The 19,458-nt window shown below is 54.6% G+C and carries 22 protein-coding genes and 2 pseudogenes; 8 read left to right on the forward strand and 16 right to left on the reverse strand.

The genetic code is table 11. From position 1 onward, the window contains the following. The gene (gene yjiA / locus C5523_RS23755) at positions 1-954 is read left to right on the forward strand and encodes a GTPase (protein ID WP_071193571.1); all 954 of its coding nucleotides are present in this window, start codon (positions 1-3) and stop codon (positions 952-954) included. Positions 955-961: 7 nt separating this feature from the next. Here yjiA and C5523_RS23760 read toward each other — a convergent pair whose 3' ends face one another. From C5523_RS23760 to rmuC, 4 genes are all read right to left on the reverse strand, one after another. Next, entirely contained in the window at positions 962-1,747 is a 786-nt protein-coding gene (locus tag C5523_RS23760) for a hypothetical protein (protein WP_108702078.1), read from the reverse strand. An 82-nt stretch (positions 1,748-1,829) separates the two neighbouring features. Next, on the reverse strand, positions 1,830-2,111 hold the full coding sequence (locus C5523_RS23765; RefSeq protein WP_223878739.1) for a type II toxin-antitoxin system YafQ family toxin: 282 nt from the start codon (positions 2,109-2,111) through the stop codon (positions 1,830-1,832). 1 nt (position 2,112) lies between these two features. Then, complete coding sequence (locus tag C5523_RS23770; RefSeq protein ID WP_052249220.1) at positions 2,113-2,394, reverse strand: type II toxin-antitoxin system RelB/DinJ family antitoxin; 282 nt, start codon at positions 2,392-2,394, stop codon at positions 2,113-2,115. Positions 2,395-2,468: 74 nt separating this feature from the next. Continuing rightward, entirely contained in the window at positions 2,469-4,007 is a 1,539-nt protein-coding gene (rmuC, locus tag C5523_RS23775; RefSeq protein ID WP_223878740.1) for a DNA recombination protein RmuC, read from the reverse strand. 189 nt (positions 4,008-4,196) lie between these two features. Between rmuC and C5523_RS23780 the strand changes: the two genes are divergently transcribed. Further along, a complete protein-coding gene (locus C5523_RS23780; protein WP_108702080.1) occupies positions 4,197-5,477 on the forward strand; it encodes a DUF445 domain-containing protein in 1,281 nt (426 codons plus the stop codon). Between the two features lie 53 nt (positions 5,478-5,530). Here the strand turns inward: C5523_RS23780 and C5523_RS23785 are convergent, their stop codons facing one another. After that, positions 5,531-6,637 (reverse strand): glycosyltransferase family 9 protein, encoded by a 1,107-nt coding sequence (locus tag C5523_RS23785; RefSeq protein ID WP_108702081.1) that lies wholly within the window; start codon positions 6,635-6,637, stop codon positions 5,531-5,533. A 338-nt stretch (positions 6,638-6,975) separates the two neighbouring features. On the opposite strand from C5523_RS23785, the gene mdtM reads away from it, so the two are divergent. The 5 genes from mdtM to C5523_RS23810 all read left to right on the forward strand — a co-directional run bounded on the left by mdtM (position 6,976) and on the right by C5523_RS23810 (position 10,824). Beyond that, positions 6,976-8,211 (forward strand): multidrug efflux MFS transporter MdtM, encoded by a 1,236-nt coding sequence (gene mdtM / locus C5523_RS23790; protein ID WP_108702082.1) that lies wholly within the window; start codon positions 6,976-6,978, stop codon positions 8,209-8,211. Between the two features lie 112 nt (positions 8,212-8,323). Next, positions 8,324-9,475, forward strand: coding sequence for a double-cubane-cluster-containing anaerobic reductase (locus C5523_RS23795; protein ID WP_108702083.1), 1,152 nt, complete (start codon positions 8,324-8,326; stop codon positions 9,473-9,475). Between the two features lie 9 nt (positions 9,476-9,484). Then, positions 9,485-10,249 (forward strand): putative 2-hydroxyacyl-CoA dehydratase activator YjiL, encoded by a 765-nt coding sequence (gene yjiL / locus C5523_RS23800; protein ID WP_108702084.1) that lies wholly within the window; start codon positions 9,485-9,487, stop codon positions 10,247-10,249. Further along, positions 10,249-10,506 carry a DUF3343 domain-containing protein gene (locus tag C5523_RS23805; protein ID WP_108702085.1) on the forward strand — a complete coding sequence of 86 codons (258 nt, stop codon included), beginning with the start codon at positions 10,249-10,251 and terminating at the stop codon, positions 10,504-10,506. The genes yjiL and C5523_RS23805 overlap by 1 nt, the downstream gene beginning before the upstream one ends. Before the next feature lie 78 nt (positions 10,507-10,584). Continuing rightward, a complete protein-coding gene (locus C5523_RS23810) occupies positions 10,585-10,824 on the forward strand; it encodes a DUF2164 domain-containing protein (protein WP_039078211.1) in 240 nt (79 codons plus the stop codon). Here the strand turns inward: C5523_RS23810 and C5523_RS23815 are convergent. The 9 genes and pseudogenes from C5523_RS23815 to C5523_RS23860 form a co-directional block, all read right to left on the reverse strand. Next, complete coding sequence (locus C5523_RS23815) at positions 10,818-11,885, reverse strand: DUF2955 domain-containing protein (RefSeq protein WP_039078210.1); 1,068 nt, start codon at positions 11,883-11,885, stop codon at positions 10,818-10,820. The genes C5523_RS23810 and C5523_RS23815 overlap by 7 nt on opposite strands. Next, positions 11,875-12,942, reverse strand: a complete 1,068-nt coding sequence (locus C5523_RS23820) for an HlyD family secretion protein (protein WP_108702086.1) — start codon at positions 12,940-12,942, stop codon at positions 11,875-11,877. The genes C5523_RS23815 and C5523_RS23820 overlap by 11 nt, the downstream gene beginning before the upstream one ends. 3 nt (positions 12,943-12,945) lie before the next feature. Next, complete coding sequence (locus C5523_RS23825; protein ID WP_039078208.1) at positions 12,946-13,413, reverse strand: MarR family transcriptional regulator; 468 nt, start codon at positions 13,411-13,413, stop codon at positions 12,946-12,948. A gap of 563 nt (positions 13,414-13,976) precedes the next feature. Then, a pseudogene (locus tag C5523_RS23835) lies at positions 13,977-14,132 on the reverse strand (type II toxin-antitoxin system HigA family antitoxin); the annotation flags it as partial. Further along, a pseudogene (locus C5523_RS23840) lies at positions 14,099-14,409 on the reverse strand (type II toxin-antitoxin system HigB family toxin). The pseudogenes C5523_RS23835 and C5523_RS23840, both read right to left, overlap by 34 nt. 191 nt (positions 14,410-14,600) lie before the next feature. Then, positions 14,601-15,560 carry an ankyrin repeat domain-containing protein gene (locus tag C5523_RS27825; RefSeq protein WP_223878741.1) on the reverse strand — a complete coding sequence of 320 codons (960 nt, stop codon included), beginning with the start codon at positions 15,558-15,560 and terminating at the stop codon, positions 14,601-14,603. A gap of 38 nt (positions 15,561-15,598) precedes the next feature. After that, positions 15,599-16,033: a putative T6SS immunity periplasmic lipoprotein gene (locus tag C5523_RS23850; RefSeq protein WP_064572398.1), complete on the reverse strand. Its 435-nt coding sequence runs from the start codon at positions 16,031-16,033 to the stop codon at positions 15,599-15,601. After that, positions 16,024-16,548, reverse strand: coding sequence for a hypothetical protein (locus tag C5523_RS23855; RefSeq protein ID WP_039078200.1), 525 nt, complete (start codon positions 16,546-16,548; stop codon positions 16,024-16,026). The genes C5523_RS23850 and C5523_RS23855 overlap by 10 nt, the downstream gene beginning before the upstream one ends. A 53-nt stretch (positions 16,549-16,601) precedes the next feature. Continuing rightward, positions 16,602-17,249 carry a TetR family transcriptional regulator gene (locus C5523_RS23860; protein WP_103244962.1) on the reverse strand — a complete coding sequence of 216 codons (648 nt, stop codon included), beginning with the start codon at positions 17,247-17,249 and terminating at the stop codon, positions 16,602-16,604. A gap of 105 nt (positions 17,250-17,354) precedes the next feature. Between C5523_RS23860 and C5523_RS23865 the strand changes: the two genes are divergently transcribed. Continuing rightward, complete coding sequence (locus C5523_RS23865; protein ID WP_108702374.1) at positions 17,355-18,011, forward strand: O-methyltransferase; 657 nt, start codon at positions 17,355-17,357, stop codon at positions 18,009-18,011. 113 nt (positions 18,012-18,124) lie between these two features. On the opposite strand, the gene C5523_RS23870 is transcribed toward C5523_RS23865, so the two are convergent. Both C5523_RS23870 and C5523_RS23875 read right to left on the reverse strand, forming a co-directional pair. Then, the gene (locus C5523_RS23870) at positions 18,125-18,544 is read right to left on the reverse strand and encodes a FosA family fosfomycin resistance glutathione transferase (protein ID WP_108702087.1); all 420 of its coding nucleotides are present in this window, start codon (positions 18,542-18,544) and stop codon (positions 18,125-18,127) included. 19 nt (positions 18,545-18,563) lie between these two features. Then, a complete protein-coding gene (locus C5523_RS23875; protein WP_172960911.1) occupies positions 18,564-19,457 on the reverse strand; it encodes a LysR family transcriptional regulator in 894 nt (297 codons plus the stop codon). Between the last annotated feature and the right edge of the window lies 1 nt (position 19,458).

Below are 19,458 nucleotides of genomic sequence, written 5' to 3' on the forward strand. Positions count from 1 at the left end.
ATGACACCGATTGCTGTCACCCTGTTAACCGGTTTTCTTGGCGCCGGCAAAACCACCCTGCTGCGTCATATCCTCAACGAGCAGCACGGCTTCAAAATCGCCGTTATCGAAAATGAATTCGGTGAAGTCTCGGTTGACGATCAACTGATTGGCGACCGCGCCACGCAGATCAAAACGCTCACTAACGGCTGTATTTGTTGTACCCGTTCCAGCGAGCTGGAAGACGCGCTGCTGGATTTACTCGATAGCCTCGATCGCGGTGACGTCGCCTTTGATCGCCTGGTGATCGAGTGCACCGGTATGGCCGATCCCGGTCCGATTATCCAGACCTTCTTTTCCCATGAGATCCTCTGTCAGCGTTACCTGTTAGATGGCGTGATCGCGCTGGTGGATGCCGTCCATGCGGATGAGCAGATGAATCAGTTCACCATCGCCCAGTCGCAGGTGGGCTATGCCGACCGTATTCTGTTGACCAAAACCGATGTCGCCGGTGAAAGTGAAAAACTGCGCGAACGTCTGGGCCGCATCAATGCCCGCGCGCCGATTTATACCGTCACCCATGGCGATATCAATCTCGGCCAGTTGTTTAACACCAACGGTTTTATGCTGGAAGAGAACATCACCTCAGGACCACGCTTCCACTTTATTGCGGACAAGCAGAACGACGTCTCATCGATTGTGGTGGAGCTGGATTATCCGGTCGATATCAGCGACGTTTCCCGGGTAATGGAAAACCTGCTGCTGTCGTTTGCCGACAAGTTATTACGCTATAAGGGCATGTTGTGGATTGATGGCGAGCCCAACCGCCTGCTGTTCCAGGGCGTACAGCGGCTTTACAGCGCCGACTGGGACCGCCCGTGGGGCGACGAGCCGCCGCACAGCACGCTGGTGTTTATCGGCATTCAACTGCCGGAACAGGAAATCCGCGACGCCTTTGCCGGGCTGAAAGCCTGACGTCATACTACACAAAAGCCAGTTTACCGACCTTCGCCAGTAAACTGGCTTTTGCCTGATCCAGCAGGTCCGCATTGGTGCGACTCGACAGCGTATCGCGCGCTTTAAGCCCCAGAAAATAGCTAATCCGCTCCATATTGGCCCCGGACGGATGCGGCAATCCCGACAATATCCGCGCCTCGTCCAGCACGCCCCGACTGGCCAGCAGGTTTACCCCTTCGGTCGCCACCGGCCCCAGCGGAATAAATACCGCTTTTTTCAGCGCCGCCGCTTCCTGGGCAAACCCTTCATCAATGGACGCTCTCAATAACGCGGAGCGGGAAAAATGCGGCGTGCCGTTGTAATTGACGCCTTTAACAAACAGCGGCTGGGTATACAGCGACGTGCAATGCACCAACCCGGTATGGTCGGTAAAAAGCTGCGCCGTGGAATCCAGCGAGAGCATCTGTGCCAGGCCAATACCATCCAGCAATTTGACCAGGTTATTACGCAGCGGCCCGCTAAAGGCCCCGTGTTTTTTCGCCTCACGTAACGCCAGCGCGTCATCGCCGCCCTCACGCAGCACTTTCTGCGCTGTCGTCACCGCGTTATACCACTGTACATATCCCGGTGTTATCCCTACCAGTACCACCAGCGCACGGGTATTTACCGCATCAAAAGGGATGTAGTACTGCGCGAGGTTTCCCTCCTGCGCCAGCAAAAATTCCGCAGGTAACTCACCGGGCGTTTTGCGACCGGAAAAAGTGACGATAGCGTCGCGAAAGCGGGACAAATTAGCAGAAATAGCGCTCATGGTTTCTTTTCACCCAGAGTCAATCGAGGGAACATCATATGTCGGATGATGGCTGACGTTTAAGGTAGTTTCAGGTTGTTTGTTATTCGAACAGTTCGGCATGCGTCCCCAAATCAGTGAACACGATCAAGTGCTTTTCGGACTCAAGCTTATAGACCAGCAAATAATCCCCACCGATATGCAGCTCCCTGAAACCTTGCATATTCCCGGTCAGTGCATGGTCGTTGTATTGCGCAGGAAGCGGGTTACCGGAAAGAACCATAGCCATGATGGCGGCAGTTTCGTTCATATCCCGCCGCCCGGCTTTGTTATAGCGCTCCCAGGCTTTGATAAAAGAACGGGTGTAATCAGATCGGAATGGCAAGTTAGTCCGTTTGCTTTTTACCATGATTCAGGCTGTCCATAAGCTGCTCTGCACTCTCAAAGCGTCCATGCCGGTGCGTAATAATTTCATCTGCTTCGTTCATTGCTACTCGCAGACGGGCAGTCGGTTTACGGGTTACTTCAAAAGGTAGCCCTTCATGTTTTACGATTTGCTCAGCAAACAAGCGGATAGCCACACTCCAACTCAGTCCACACTCTTCCAGCACGGTAGCAGCTCGTTCTTTCAACTCTTTGTCGATACGCGATCGGATAACAGAATCCATATATCCCCCCATTCATTTTGTAGCCACATTGTAGCCACAAAAAACACGGATGGAAATCTGAATACACCCATTCCTTAGCCCTCGTTAACCGCTTGCGAAGGCGTTTCGGGCAGTGCGGCGGCTTCTCCCTCCACAGCGGTGGGCTCCTGTATCGCTTCGACGATCATCGCCATCCGTTCGTGCTCGAAATCACGATGGGAAATCTCAAGCTTCGGTAGCTCCTTGTTGACCTTCTCGGAGAGTTTGCCAAAGCGCTCCACCCTGCCATACAGCCCCTGACTACCCACCAACGAGGTCACGGTGGCGTTGTACTGGTTGCTGGCGGTGGTCAGTGTGCCGCCAAGCTTGCTTAAGCGCTCTGCCACCAGGCAAACGGTATTGAAGATTTCCCCGGCACGTTCACTGATTTCCCGCGCTTCGCTGTTGCTGCGTTCAATCATCCACAGATTAGAGACGGTACGCAGAATCGGAATCAGCGTGGTATGGGAGACCAGCACAATCCCTTTACGGTAGCCGTATTCAAACAACCCTTTATTCGTTTTCAGCGCCTCGATATAAGCCGCTTCGATGGGCATAAACATCAGTACAAAGCTCGGGCTTCGAATACCCGCCAGGTTGGTGTAATCCTTCGACGCCAGATCATCGATGTGGCGGCGTACCGCCATGATGTGCTCATCCATCGCGTGCTGCTGCGCTTGTGGCGTTTCGGCCGAACAGGCGCGATCATAGGCATTCAGCGACACTTTACTGTCGATAATGATGTGCTTATTGTCCGGCAAGCGGATCAGGTAGTCCGTCTGTTTCCTGCGTCCGTTTTCATCTGTAAAGGCGCTCTGCACCTCGAAGTGCTCTTTCTCCACCAGCCCGCTCATCTCCAGGGTACGGCGTAATTGCGCTTCGCCCCAGGCACCACGCTGTTGGGAATCGCCTTTCAGCGCTGAGGTCAGGTTGGTCGCCTCGGTACTCATTTTCAGCCCGACATCGAGCACCTTTTTAATCTCTGCATTCAAATCGGCATTGCCGCGAATGGAGGCGTCGTGCACTTCATTGATCCGTTTCTGAAAGCCCTCAATTTGCTCGCGAAATGGCTTAAGCATGTCATCCAGGCTGTTTTTGCTGGTGGTGGTGAAGGTTTTGCCCTTCTCTTCGAAAATCTTATTGGCGATATTTTCAAACTCGCGCGACAGGGATTTTTTGGTCTCTTCCAGGCTGGCAAACTGTTCGCGGAAATGGTGCTCGCGCTGTTCAAGCGTGGTTTTCAGCTCGGTATAGTCATGGTCGAGCTGGCCCGACAGACGACGCTCTTCTTCCAGTTGCGCTTCTGTTCTGGCCAGACGCTGCAAGAGCTCATCCGCTCGCCCTTTCAGATCGCTAATTTGCTGGCGCATGGCGCTGACGTCGATATCCCGCTGATGCTTTTCCTCGCGCGCCGCGTCGGTTTTGGCTTCCTGCTCACGCAGCAGTTTCTTGGTTGCCGCCAGCTCGTCCTCCGCCAGCTCATGGTCATGCTCCAGCGCGGCCATTTTGCGGGTAAATGTCTGTTGGGTGAGAAGCCAGCCAAACGCGCCCCCCAGCAGGGCGGCAATCACAGCGGCAATCATCGTAAGCGTCATGTCAGAGCATCCTTTATCCATCTTTTCTGCGACTACCATACCCCCGGCAAACGAAGATGCAATATTTGGTTTTCGCCCTGCCTTTCTCCTTCACCTCTTTGGGAAGAGGGCCGGGATGAGGGGAACCGTCACCACCACGTTTCACTTTGAAAACCAAGCGAAACTGCGTCTCTGCTCTATGCTTAAACCATGAACAAAATCACAGAACTCAAACGAGCCAAACGCCTGGCGCTCTCATTACTGTTGATCGCGGCTGCGATCTTCATCGTTACCCTTTTTCTGCCACCCAACTTCTGGGTCAGCGGGGTGAAAGCCATTGCCGAGGCGGCAATGGTCGGCGCGCTGGCAGACTGGTTCGCCGTGGTGGCGCTCTTTCGCCGTGTCCCTATTCCTTTTATCTCCCGCCACACGGCCATTATCCCACGCAATAAAGATCGTATTGGCGATAACCTCGGCCAGTTCGTGCAGGAAAAATTCCTCGACACCCAGTCGCTGGTGGCACTCATTCACCGTCATCAGCCAGCGCAGATGATTGGTGTCTGGTTCAGCCAGCCGGATAACGCCCGTCGTGTCGGCCAGCACCTGATGCAGGTCATGAGCGGATTTCTGGAGCTGGCAGACGACACACGCATCAAAAACCTGCTTAAACGCGCGGTACATCGGGCGATCGATAAAGTCGATCTCACAGAAACCGGCGCGCTGATGCTGGAGAGCATGACCAAAAACCAGCGCCACCAGGTATTGCTGGATGCCCTGATCGGCCAGATGATCCTGTTACTGCAAAAAGAGAGCAGTAGGGACTTTATCGCCAGCCAGGTCGTGCGCTGGCTGAAAACGGAGCATCCGCGTAAGGCCAAAATTTTGCCCACCGAGTGGCTGGGTGAACAAAGCGCCGTAATGGTTACCCGCGCGGTGAATACGTTGCTGGATGATGTCACCCACGATAGCGCACACCAGATCCGCCGGGCCTTCGATAAAGCCGTGCAGAAACTGATCGCCAATCTGAAAACCGACCCGGAGATGGCCGCCAGGGCCGATAACATTAAACGCTACCTGAAAGAAGATGACGCGTTTAACCGCTATCTGGGAGAGATGTGGGGTGATCTGCGCGACTGGATGAAAGCCGATATGCAGGCCGACGATTCACGCATTAAACAGCGCGTCACCGAAGCCGGGCTGTGGTTTGGCGAAACGCTGCTGGCGGACGGCGCGCTACGTGCATCACTTAACGAACACCTGGAACAGGCGGCTCACAGCGTCGCACCGGATTTTGCCGCGTTCCTCACCCGCCATATCAGCGATACGGTGAAAAGTTGGGATGCCCGCGATATGTCGCACCAGATCGAGCTGAATATTGGCAAAGACCTGCAATTCATCCGCATCAACGGCACGCTGGTCGGCGGCTCGATTGGCCTGGTGCTTTACCTGCTCTCGCAGATCCCCGCCCTGCTTTCGCTGCCTGCAGGATAAAAAACAAATAAAAACATGAACATGAAGGTGAGTTACTCACCCCCGCTCAGTTGTTACATTTCCTCTGCCCTGACCACACGTTGCACAGCGGTAAGGACTCTCTCAGGCTTAATGATTGCCATAGGCTGATCCGGATATTCGGCAAGCTCCATCGCCTGCCTGGGAGATTCCTTAATGACGATATGACGTTCAGGATCCTGAAGCGGCCCGGTATGAGCGGGATTTGCGGTTACAAAGAGGCTGACCGTTTTCACCTTAAGGGCAACCGCAAGATGAAGAGGCCCGGTATCAGGGGTAACAAGAACATCGAACCCGGCAATGCACTCAACCAGTCTGGTCAACGAGCATTTCCCGACATAATCGTTGATCCTGCCGAGTTCCTGATCGCTAAACCCATCAAGAAAAGCTTCTGCCAGTCCCCTTTCGGCTGGAGAACCGATCAGGGCTATTTCGAATTTATTACCCGCGGCGAGCAATAATTTTGCAAGCTCTCTGAAATATTCAACCGGCCACTGGCGCAATTTTTCAGAAGCGCCCAACTGGAAACCAACGACCACTTTATCTGGCGAAGTTGAAATATTTTTGACGGGATAAGGGATCTGCATCTGAATATTTTTTGTAGAACATCCCATTAAATTGACCAACGCTAGCTTTCGCTCTATTAAATGGCCAGGAAAATTATTTTCAGGCATCGACGTAACCTGCTTACGCATAGCCAGATCGCTTCCGTTGTACGCATCTTTTAGCACAAAAGGGATTTTAGCCAGAGCAGCACAAAGCACATCATACGGACTCTTGGAATGGAGCAGGACCGCCACATCCGGTTTGCAGGCACGAAGGCGCCTGGCGACACTCGATACATTCTTAACTTTTTGATCCCAATAAATAATATTTTCGAACCACGGACTATTTTCAACGAGTGCCTTATTTTTATGGCTTGATATAAGCGTCAGCGCGGCATCAGGATACCGTTCTTTTATAGCGAGGATTGCCGGTGTATTGAGTATCAAATCGCCAAGTGCTGTTGTAGAAAAAATGGCAATGCTTTTTACGCGCTCTGCATTATATTCACTTGCACCACAAAGCTTATTTCCCGTTAAAAAGCGGTAGCAACCAATGGCTGCTGAAATAAAGGCATTTTTAAATTTTTTGGATGCCATCTAACATTCTCCCGATGAATCCGTTGTTTTATTTTATCACTTCAATAATTTTTACTGATTGATAACCACCAACCCATTGTCAGCTTCGCTTGATGTGTAAAGAACAAAGCCTGACGAATCGCCATAAAATATCATAAAAAACGTGAATATTTCTGCGGTTGGTCATGACGCAGCCCCAAAACGGCCCCGGTATGAGCCAGCGGCGCCAGCGCACATGTGAAACGCAAAGGTGCCAACTGCCCGCCGGTTAAAAAACAGGCAAAATTAACGTCGACATATAAATTGTCTGCTCGCACAATAGAAGAGCGCGGTAAGAAAAACCGTAAAAGGAGACTGTTATGTCATGGAAGCCCGCATTTTTCGCCCGTTACGCCGGGGTCTTTATCTTCCCGATGGCGCTGGTGCTGTACGATTTTGCCGCCTACCTCACCACCGACATGATCCAGCCGGGCATCATTCAGGTGGTGCGCGATTTTGATGGCGATGTCAGCCTCGCCCCGCACTCAGTCAGCCTGTATATGGCAGGTGGCATGGCGCTGCAATGGGCGTTAGGCCCACTGTCCGACAGAATTGGTCGCCGCCCGGTGCTGCTGACCGGGGCGCTTATCTTTACCCTTGCCTGTATCGCCACGCTGTTCACCACCACCTTTGAACAGTTCCTGGCGGCGCGCTTTATTCAGGGCACCAGCATCTGTTTTATCTCCACGGTCGGGTACGTCACCGTTCAGGAAGCCTTTGAACCGACCAAAGCCATTAAGCTGATGTCGCTTATCACCTCGGCGGTACTGCTGGCCCCGGTGATTGGGCCCCTTGGCGGCGCTGCGTTAATGCATTTTGTCCACTGGAAGGTGATTTTCGCGGCGATCGCCGTCCTCGGTTTTGTGGCCTGGCTTGGGCTGATGCTGGCGATGCCGGAAACCGTTAAAAGGCAGGAGACGCCGCTACGGGCAATGAGCGTCGTCCATGACTTTTGCGCGGTATTTCGCAACCGCGTATTCCTCAACGGGGCCGCCACGCTCGCGCTCTATTACATTCCGCTCATGTCCTGGGTGGCCGTCTCCCCGGTGATTCTGATCGATGCAGGTGGCATGACCACTGCGGAATTCGCCTGGGCGCAGATCCCGGTCTTTGGCGCGTTGATCGCCGCCAATATCGTGGTGATGCGCTTTGTGGAAGATCCGACCAATCCGCGTTATATCCGTCGTACCGTGCCCATCCAGCTTATCGGGCTGGTGACATTGCTCGCCGGCAATCTGCTCTTTCCGCACCTCTGGTTCTGGTCGGTTACCGGCACCAGTATCTATTGCTTTGGTATCGGGCTGATTTTCTCGACCCTTTTTCGTTTTACGCTGTTTACGAATAACTTACCGAAAGGCACTGTGTCGGCGTCGCTCAATATCGTGGTGCTGAGCACCGTGGCGATCGCCATTGAGGGCGCACGCTGGCTGTGGTTCTCCGGCGGCGGGCGCATTCCATTTCATCTGCTGGCGCTGGTTACAGGCGGCGTTGCCATACTCTGCCTCAACCGTCTGGTGCGACGGGTACAGCAGTACGAAAGCGCTCAATGCCGCTAATCTCGCGGCAGATCAACAATTCCATATATTCAATAAGGTTATAATTCTTCCTTCGGCGGCAGCAGACCGCCTCTTTTTTCATTGTCTCCCGTGTTACGGGGAAGGAAAAATCATGTCTCTTATTACAGAACTTCCGGAAGTATTTGAGCAATTCTCCGACGCCCGCCAGAAAGGTTTTCTCACCGTGATGGAACTGAAAGAACAGGGGATCCCGCTGGTCGGCACCTACTGTACTTTTATGCCGCAGGAAATCGCGATGGCCGCGGGAGCAGTCGTGGTCTCATTGTGCTCCACCAACGACGAAACCATTGAAGAAGCGGAAAAAGATCTGCCGCGTAATCTCTGCCCGCTGATTAAAAGCAGCTATGGTTTCGGTAAAACCGACAAATGTCCGTACTTCTATTTTTCCGACCTGGTGGTGGGCGAAACCACCTGCGACGGCAAGAAAAAAATGTACGAATACATGGCAGATTTCAAAGCCGTCCACGTAATGCAACTACCAAACAGCGCGACGGATGACGCCTCCCGGGCGCTGTGGAAATCGGAAATTCTGCGCCTGCAACAGCACATCGAGGAGCGCTTCGGCCAGCCGATCAGCGAAACCGCCCTGCGCGAGGCCATCGTACTGAAAAACCGTGAACGTCAGGCAACGGCTGATTTCTACCGTCTGGGGCAGTTAAATCCGCCCGCGCTGAGCGGGGCCGACATCCTGAAAGTGGTATACGGCGCGACCTTCCGTTTCGATAAAAACGCATTGATTGCCGAGCTCAATGAGATGACCGCCCGCGTGAAGGCCGAGTGGGAACAGGGCAAGCGGCTGGAATCCCGTCCGCGCATCCTGATCACCGGCTGCCCGATTGGCGGCGCGGCCGAAAAAGTGGTGCGTGCCATTGAAGAGAACGGCGGTTGGGTGGTGGGCTACGAGAACTGCACCGGGGCGAAAGCTACCGAACGCAATGTGGCGGAAGACGGTGATGTCTACGACGCGCTGACCGACAAATATCTGGCGATTGGCTGCTCCTGCATTTCACCTAATACCGAACGCCTGCGTTTGCTGAGCCAGATGGTCGAAGAGTACCAGGCCGACGGCGTGGTGGACGTGATTTTGCAGGCCTGCCACACCTACGCGGTGGAATCGCTCGCCATCAAACGCCACGTGCGCCAGCAGCACAACATTCCCTACATGGCGATTGAGACGGATTACTCCACCGCCGATATCGGGCAGCTCAGCACCCGTGTCGCCGCGTTTATCGAGATGCTCTAAGGGGTCAGGGTGACGTTCACGATAGGTATTGATTCCGGTTCAACCACCACCAAAGGGATATTGCTGGAAGGGAACGCCATTGTCCGGCGTTTCCTCTGCCCGACGTCGTTTCGCCCGGCGGACAGCATTCATGACGCCTGGGAGACACTGCGGGCAGGGCTGGAGGAAAAGCCCTTCCTGACGCTTACCGGCTACGGGCGGCAACTGGTGGATTTTTCCGATAAGCAGGTAACAGAGATTTCCTGTCACGGGCTGGGCGCGCGCCTGCTGTTGCCGGAGGCACGCACCGTCATTGATATCGGCGGTCAGGACAGCAAGGTTATCCAGCTTGATGAACAGGGCAATCTCACCGATTTTCTGATGAACGACAAATGCGCCGCCGGAACAGGGCGCTTTCTGGACGTCATTTCACGCACTCTGGGTACTACGGTGGAGGCGTTGGACGGGATCACCGACGGCATCGCGCCGCATCCGCTGACCAGCATGTGCACCGTGTTCGCCGAATCAGAAGTGATCAGCCTGCGCTCAGCGGGCGTTGCTCCCGAGGCGATTCTGGCGGGTGTGATCAATGCGATGGCACGACGCAGCAGCCATTTTATATCGCGGCTCACCACTCAGGGACCGCTGCTGTTTACCGGCGGCGTAAGCCATTGCGCCCGTTTCCGTGCCATGCTGAGCGAGCATCTGAAGATGGCGGTGCATACCCATGACGATGCTCAATACGCGGGGGCGATTGGCGCGGCGCTGATTGGTCAGCGCCAGAGGGGACGTTGATGGAAGAGTTCCTGTTTTTATTTCACTCCACCGTAGGCGTCGTGCAGACCCGCAAACTGTTGCAGGCATCCGGCGTGTCGTTTCGCGTGGCGGATATCCCGCGCACCCTGCGCGGCGGCTGCGGGTTATGCATTCGTCTGCAGTGCCCGCACGGTACCGAACAGCAGTGGGTGCTGCCCGGCGCGACCCAGGCGATTTACCGCTGCGAGGGAGAAGCGTTTGAGCAGGTGGCGGTGTATGAGTCGTCGCCCGGATAAGGAGCTTGCGCTGCCATCCGGGACCGCATTATCGCGAAGCTCTGCTATGATGCCCTTTTTCTCTTACCAGGAAGCCCGATGAGCAAAATCGATCTCAGCCACAGCGAACGCGAGATGCTTCGCGAAAAACTGCAACGCTACTGCACCGACAACTTCGACCTCGAACTGGAACAATTCGACGCCGAATTCTTTGTCGATTTCGTCATTGAAAATATCGGCCCAACACTGTTCAACGCCGGGATCGATGAAGCTATCCGCACGCACGCCGCTTACAGCGAACGCATTCAGGAAGAGATGGATCTGAAAAAAATCTACTGATCTTCGACCACAAACCGCGTCGCCTCGAAACGGTTTAAGATCAGATGCACCAGAAACACCATCGTTAGTGTGCCCAACAGAGCGACCGTCACCGACACAATGCGATAAAGATCGCTAAACACCAGGTCGGTATCCGGGTGCAGGTTCTGCCCGAACATAATGCCGATGGTGGTAACGCTGGAAAAACCGACGCCCGCCCCCACCTTTTCCATCACGTGCAGTCGCGCGCTAAACGCCAGCCCGAGGCCTATCAGCGGCATCATCAACAACATATGGCTACTGTGATTGTAGAGAATCAACTGCACCAGCAGGATATACAGACAGGCGAGAATGACCCCCACCACACGCCACAACGAACTCATCACCGCACCGCGATAATGCATCGGGAACAGGATCAAAATACCCGCCATCAGCGCAGACAGCGAATCACTGAGATCGCTTATCTGGAACACGACAAAGATCATCGTCGCCACGGTCCCGGAGAGCAGGGACTCATGCCGCACGCGGGCATCGTTTTTTTCGATCCGCGGCGGCGGATTGCGCGGCGCCACATCCGGGATCAGGTAATTCATCAGCGCACTGAGCGCCACCGCCATCACACTGGCTTCAATATTGGAGAAAATCAACGTGTGCCAGTCACTGGTCGGGTAGCTCATAAAGTTGAGCATCGTGCTCTGACACACCACCCCGGCGGAACCAAACAGGAACAGCGGCCCCTTACTCATAAAGCGAAAACGCATCACATACAGGCCGAATACCACCAGCGTCATCATCAGCGGCCATTTCGACAAATAGCCGATGATTAGCACCATTTCGACGCAGTTCAGCACCGCGCTAAAAATAAACTGCTTCGCCACGTGGCGGTTAAACACCGGCACCAGCGAGAGCAACATCACCGGGTAGACGACATAAAAGACGCCATAGCTGGTGTTGTAAAAGCTCGAGATACTCAGCGCGATCATCCCGGCAAACACAATGCGCAGCGTCTGGCGAAAATCATTCGCCGTGTAGACAATGTTGCCGTGCGGCGTAAAGACGCGCGCGAGGGTATTAATAGACATAGTGCAGCCAGCTAACGAGATGGATTTGCAGCCCCGAGAAGAAGCGGGCAAACGGCCCTTCGCTGTTATATAGCTGCACGGTGGCGCGCGCGCCGGTCGGCAGGGATTTGGGCAAGGCGTCATCCAGCGCCACATGAATACGCATGCGCTGCGCATCACGCACCCAGCGGTTGGAGGTTTCCGGTTCCGACAGCTCACCGTTAACCGCTTGCTGCCCGGCTAACACCCCGGCATCACTGCTGGTGACATGGCCGCGAAACACATGGCCCGGCAATGCATCAAAGACCACGGCGGCATCGGTACCGACGTGAGTGTGACGTAAACTTTTCTCGCGAAAATCCGCCACGATATCTGCACTGTCATGCACCAGCGCCAGAGTTGCGCTCCCGGCAGCGGCATAATAGCCGGGACTTAGTTGCAGGTTACTCACTTTACCGTCGACCTCGGCACGCACCTGCGTCCAGCCAAGATTGAGCTGCGCCTGCTCAAGGCTATTTTGATATTTTTGCAGCGTCACGTTGCGACGGTCGTCGCGCTCACCACGTTCGATAGTCAGGGCGTGGATCGTCGCATTGAGGTTATTGACCGACTGCACGCTACTCTGCCAGGTCGTGCGCACTTTATCCAGGTCGGATTGCGAGACGTTTTGCATCGCCCCCAGACGCTGATAGCGGTCAAAGGTGACTTTGTCATTTTGCGCGGTAAGCTGTGCGGTTTTCAGGTTCGCTTCGGCTGCCGCAATCTGCGCATCCAGTTGCTGATTAGTAAGACGCGCCTGCGCCAGCGCGATCTGCGCGGCTTCCACCTGGTTGTTAAACGGCGTGGCATCCAGCTCGTAGAGCAAGTCGCCCTTCTTCACCACGCTGTTATTTTGCACGTAGACCTTCGCAACATAGCCGGAAACGCGCGAAGACACCGGAGTCACCACACGCATTACGGTGGAGTCCGGCGTCAGCGGGATCCAGATATCGGCAACGATAAAGTAGACAAACATCAGCAGGAAAGAGGCAATACTCACCCTTACCCAGCGGGCAAACTTTTGTTCTGGCGTCATCATGATTTATTTAGTCTTGTTATCTTCTTCGCGGATATTCCGCAAATTGCAGGCGATCTGATTCAATGTCGCGCTGAAAATGTCCATATTTTCAGCCGGGATGTTTTGCGCCGCACGTTCCTGACAGGCTTCAATCACACGGGTGATTTTTTCCAGCATGGCATGACCTTCTGGCGTGAGTGTCAGCAGGCGGATGCGCTTGTCATAGGGGGATGTGGTGCGCACAAGCAATCCCTGGTTTTCAAGCTGCGTGAGGGTACGCATTAGCGGCGGCAGTTCGATGCCCTGCACTTCCGCCAGTTCACTGACCGAGACGTTATCGCCTAGCTGGCGAAGCTGCATCAGCACCGTCCAGCCCGACTGGGTGAGGCCGGTATCGGCAAGCGCATGATCAATGGTGGCGCGCCACTGGCGCACAATCATCGCCATTCGCATTCCCAGCGGCCTGCGGGCAAACAGTTCGTCTTCGGTCATGTTAGGTTCCTCATTAAGCGGTGAGGAGGATAATAGTTATCATGATAAGTATCAAGAAACGGAGTTAGGAAAGAGCATGGAATGGAAAAATTTTGTCAGTATATTTTCCTCGATCACACTCACGCTTACCGGAGTACGGGCGAATACTTTGTCATTACCCTGTTCCAGGCTAGCCCTGACATTTTTTAGCAATTCGTCGCTTATTTGCAGCAATATTGTGGGGATTATCCCACGAAGCCACTACTTTTTGATTGCCCGCACCAGTGATACGAAGCCGATAAATAGCTGTTTTGCCCGAGTATCGCGAAATTCCAAACCCCGGCTGGCGGCCTCTATCTTTATTCGCGTAGGCCACTACCATCGGATCGTTGATGGCAGGCCGCCCACGGTCGGTCTCAGACTGCTGACAAACCTAAAAAATAGCACGGGCGGTTCCCTCGCCCTTCTGGGGAGAGGGTTAGGGTGAGGGGAAATTTGTTGATGTAGCAACGAGTTATCACCCTCACCCCGGCCCTCTCCCTGAAAGGGAGAGGGAGAAAAGCGGCCTCATTCGTTTATGACGGTTAAAAGAACCATTCTGGTTTCACGCCAAAACGCGCGGATAAGGCCTTAATGTGAGCGATAGTCAGAGAACGACGGCCGGATAGGATCTGGCTCACCAGTGATTTAGAGCCGATCTCCTCTTTCAGGTCAGCATAAGACAACTTGTGCTGGTCAACTTGTCGTATTCAGCGCGGGTAGTAATATGCTTCACATGAAGCGTTTATTCACAAAATCGATGTAGGCGATAACCCTCAGATTGTTGCCTCCAACATCCAGAAACCACCATTTATTCCGGTACTTAAAATTATCCAGGCTCGGTATCAGCGCTTTCATCTCAGTCGGAGAAGAGAAGTCTATCTCACACACTAAGCGGTACAGCGCCCGTATGGCTAAGGCGTCATTAGGATTTCGCTTTGCCGCTTCCTCAAAAGGTTCTTTTGAAATGACATGCATATGGCATCCTGCCCATCTGTTTACATAATAGCCTCTGCGCTCGGTATGCTGGAAACAGGTATAAACACCCTTTACCGGTGCAATCGCAAGTACGTTTGACGGCATTGAAAGGCGTTAACTGAACCTTCTTGTTCACGAATGACCATTGTTCACGCAGCATGAACAAACATATTTCGTGAACAAGCGACACCTTACCCCCGCTCCCCCGCCCCCCACATCTCCCTTAGCCACCCGGCGCGCTCCACAATGGAGGGGATGGCTTTCTGTTCCCAGAAACGCAGTGAAATATGGCCGCTGCTCATACCGCCGCGGCAAAAACGCGGGATATAGACCGCATCGTCATCAAGCATGGATGAATTGGTTCGCGCGAGCACAACGTTACGCAGCAGCGCGGTCAGCTCTTTTAGCGTGTCCGGCAGCGGGACACGGGATAACGATTTGCGCATCTCCATCCATAACCAGGGGTCGCCTCTGAGTCCCCAACCAGAGTGGTCCGGTGTCAGCAGATCGCCAATCGTTGCCCAACTGTGTTCCAGCGGAATGCATGATTTGCGTTTTTCCAACGCCAGGAGTTGGGGTAAAAATTCATCACGCCAGTAGTCGGTGTCCACCCACCAGTGCGGGGGAATCGAGGCGTGGCGTACAAAGGGCGTAGAGAGCGATGTTCCCGTCATCGCCATAAAGGCGCCATAAAAGCGCTCCTTCGCACTGGCCGTTGGCGAAACACACTCTTCATCGCTGAGCAGCATCACCAGATTGTCCATCAGCAACTTATCGGGATAATTCATCAATTCCGGCATGCCCTGGGCGAAAATCTTACGCATTAACTGGGCGAGCGTTCGCGGGGCCGGATAAAGCACAAACCACAGATCCTGGCGCTGTGTGTGCTTCTTAACGGCAATGTCATACGCCGTTTGCTGTTTATCGTGCGTCTTGAGCTGGGTATCCGCGCCGAACTGCAACAAGCGCCCAATGACCGTTAAATCCGCACCGTGCCACGCGGCCTGATGCAGCGCGGAATAGCCTTTTTTCTGCGAAACATGATTAATCAGCGAGGGATATTGTTCGAGGACAGCCAGGACCTCATCCCACTTCCCCTGCCATGCATTAAGAGAAAGCTGGCCTGCCGCCAGCGCCAGAGAATCGGCCATGGAGCCTCCTTTTTGCTGTTCCGTCTTACTTTCATCCTTTAGCGAGTGATTTCACTGTTTGCTAAGGGGAAGACACTTATTTCCCCTTTTGAAACGTCAACCCCTACCACTACGCTGCGTGTCGGCGGGCTTTGGGTTCTCGATTTGAGGATGTACTTAACGATAAATTGCCCGTCGCTGGCGAAAGTATAGAAAGAGGGCGGAATACACAGTTGCGCATCTTTCACCTTTAAGGGCGGCATCAAAGTATATTTATGTTTCGGGGGCGGAATATTGCGCGGATTAATAGAGATAAATACCGGCTGGTAATCTCCCGCATGATGAACGGCAAAACAGACTTCATTATTCGCTGTACGCCTCACCGAGGTGGTTTCATCGGGCCTTAGCCTGTCGCCTGAGCCCGGACAGCCAGTCAGTGCCAGCAGGGACGCCAGTAATAACATACCGCGTGTTATCCCCTTTCTTAGCACCATGGAAACCCCTGCAACGTTTTTTGATATTCAGGCAACATGCGGGACTCACGGAGATCCCCGTCAAGCGTCACATCGCCTCTCGCTCTTAATGCCATCCAGGAAGCATAGCCGTAAGTTTTAAGAATGAAATAATCGGCAATGATTTGTGCCTGCTGTTCCATCGAATAACGTCGTAAAGGTCGCCCATTTAAATGGTAGCGATAACTCACCAGCCCACTGACTAAGCCATTTACACGCACATTCATGCCGCGGTTACGCTGCCAGATATGGCTGAGTTCATGAATGAAAATATGCTGAAAAGGATGCGACTCTCGCGAAAAATCGTTCCGGTACCATTCGCGAAAATAGAGCTCGCCATCGGGGGCCATTCCCGCACTTTGCGGCTGTAAGCCAAACGGGAAATAGCTTTCGTGATGCACCCAGACTTTATGGTATTCAATACTATTACCGAAGACACTTCTGGCCAGACGGATCTCGCCCGGCTGCAATAACCGCTGACTCCCTTCCCCGTCCATAGACACCCTCTGATTATGGCGACCTCATATATATAAACCTTACGAATGATTTTTCAATCGCCGCGGCGTGACATTTCGTCTTTCAACTGCAGATATCCGCACACCATTTCCCCCAGTTCTGCCGCAAACGCGGTGATCTCCGCCTCGCTACGCGGCACAGAAGAGAACGCCTTGCCCACCGCGCCAATGGTGGTGGTCACCAGTTCGCAGACCTGCGCCTGTCTGGCGGGCGTCTCACTCGGTAACACCTCCTGAACAAAGGCCTGAAAGATACCCTCCCCCGCGGCTTTTGCTGCCATCACCTCCGGCGCATCGCGATACAACGGCGCAGCATCATCCAGCGCGGTGCGCATCGCAGCCTCTTCACACTCCGAGCGCACAAAAGCCAGCACCAACGTGCGCATTCGCTGGAGTGGCGGATAATGGGTGTCCTGCAAAATCTCCCGCATCAGTGCGGACGTACGCTGCCACTCTTCAAGCTGGAGCTGGAAAAGAATCGAAGCTTTATTGGGAAAGTACTGATACACCGAACCAACGCTGACGCCCGCACGTTCGGCCACCCGCGCGGTGGTAAAACGCGGCGCTCCTTCCTCGGCTAAAACCTGAATAGCGGCTTCCAGGATTGCCGTCACCAGCGCGGTAGAACGTGCCTGACGCGGCTGTTTTCGTGAGGAAATACGCGGGGTTGAACGGGATGTCATCGGGTGAGTCTCCAGCGAAAGGAATGCGAATAGTGAATGTGACGAATCCATCATATTCTAAATGCGAATAATTCGTCATATTTTATACTGGAGTCCTGCATGACCATGACCACCCTCACCACCGCACCGCTGGCCCTGTTGCTGGAACGTCTGTTTGCCGAGGCCGAGGCAACCACCAGCCCCGTACTCGATGATGTTTCCGAAGAGGAACAGATGCGCCTGTTACAGAGCAAAACCGACTACCGGGATCTCTACGGACGCCTGAAAGATCTGTGGCTGCCGGTGTCAAAAGAGACCGGCACACTGCTGTATATGCTGGCGCGCAGCAGTAATGCGAGCACTATTGTCGAGTACGGCACCTCGTTTGGGATCTCCGCGCTCCATCTGGCGGCGGCACTGCGTGATAACGGTGGCGGCAGGTTGATTACCTGCGAGTTCGAGCCCTCCAAAGCGGCGCGCGCCCGGCAGCATTTTAACCTGGGTGGCGTGAGCGATCTGATTGAGATCCGCGAAGGCGATGCGCTGGAAACCCTGCGTCAGGATCTGCCTGAATCGATTGATCTGGTGCTGCTCGACGGCGCGAAATCGCTCTACCCAGAAATTCTGGCGTTACTGGAGCCACACCTGAGAAAAGGCGCGCTGATCGTCGCCGATAACGCCGATTATTACCCGCCGTATCTGGAAAAAGTCCGCTCGCCAGAAAATGGTTATTTGTCGACGCCGTTTAGCGAGGATGTGGAGCTGTCGGTTTGGCTGGGGTGAAAGGCCACTAATCCCCCGGTGGCGCTGCGCTTACCGGGGCTACAACTCGTAGCCCGGATAAGGCGTTTACGCCGCCATCCGGGATTTCCCCGGTGGCGCTGCGCTTACCGGGGCTACTCGTCAAAAAACACCATCCCCTTGTATGGCTTCGCGCGGCAGGCGGCCAGCCGTTGCGCGAGGCTACCCACGTGGGCTTCCAGCTTGTGCCCGTCCGGGTCGAGAAAATAAAACGACTCCCCTTCGCTTCTGTTCTCTTTCCACGACGTTACCCCCGCTTGCGTAAGGCGTGCCACAAACGTAGCAAAATCATTTTCATCGATACTAAAGGCATAGTGGGTGTAGTCGCTCTCCTGCGGGGCGATGTACCGCCGCTGCGCGTCCAGCGACAGGCAGAGCCACAGATCGCCACAGCGCAGATACGCGCCGTTATCCCAGCGTGCATGCAGGGGCAACCCCAGCAGATGATGGTAAAAACCGATGCTGCTGGCAATATCGCTGACCGCCAGCGTCAGGTGATTCAGACCTTTTAACATGTTGTCATCTCAGCAGAAATTAAAGGCAGTCGAGTAAGTGCTGTCGCAGCCACTGGTGTGCCGGGTCACGGTGCAGACGTTCATGCCAGAGCATCAGCATATCGAACCCCGGCAGCGGCACGGGCGGCTCCACCACCTGCAAGGCTCCTGCCTTTTTCACCAGACGTTCCGGCAGCACGGCTACCAGGTCGCTGGTGGCCAGCGCCTCCAGCATAAACAAGAAATGTGGCACAGAGAGCACGACGCGCCGCGAAAGCCCACTTTTTGCCAGCACCTCATCGGTTATCGCGCTAAAGCCCCCGCCTTCCGGCGAGACAATCACATGCTCCAGCCTGCAGAATTGCGCCAGCGTCGGGCGACGTTTTAAGGCCGGGTGATTCAGCCGCCCGGCCAGCACATAGCGTTCGGTAAACAGCAGTCGCTGATGCAATGCAGGCGGCGCTCCTTCACGGGTATGAAAGATCAGATCGACATCGCCCTGCTCCGCCTGGCGCAAAATCTGCGGGGGATTGAGCTCGAAGAGCGCCAGACGGGTACCCGGTGCGGCCGCCCGCAGGCTGTTGAGCGCAGGCAACACCACGGCCGACTCGGTGTAATCCGTCGCCACGATCCGCCAGGTGAGATCGGCACTCGCCGGATCAAAAGGGCTACCGGACGAAACGGCGCTTTCCAGCGCATCAAGCGCCTGTCTCAGCGGTAGACGCAGTTCATCGGCACGGGCGGTCGGATGCATGCCACGCGGCCCCGGCAGCAACAGCGGGTCACCAAAGATCTCCCGCAGGCGGGCAAGCTGCACGCTGACCGAGGGCTGCGACAAATTGAGCCGTTGCGCCGCCCGCGTCACGTTAAGTTCGGTCAACAGGACATCCAGCGTCGCCAGCAGATTCAAATCGATACGACGGAAATTAACCATG

This window comes from Phytobacter sp. SCO41 (assembly GCF_003073275.1).
Taxonomy (GTDB): Bacteria; Pseudomonadota; Gammaproteobacteria; order Enterobacterales; family Enterobacteriaceae; genus Phytobacter; species Phytobacter diazotrophicus.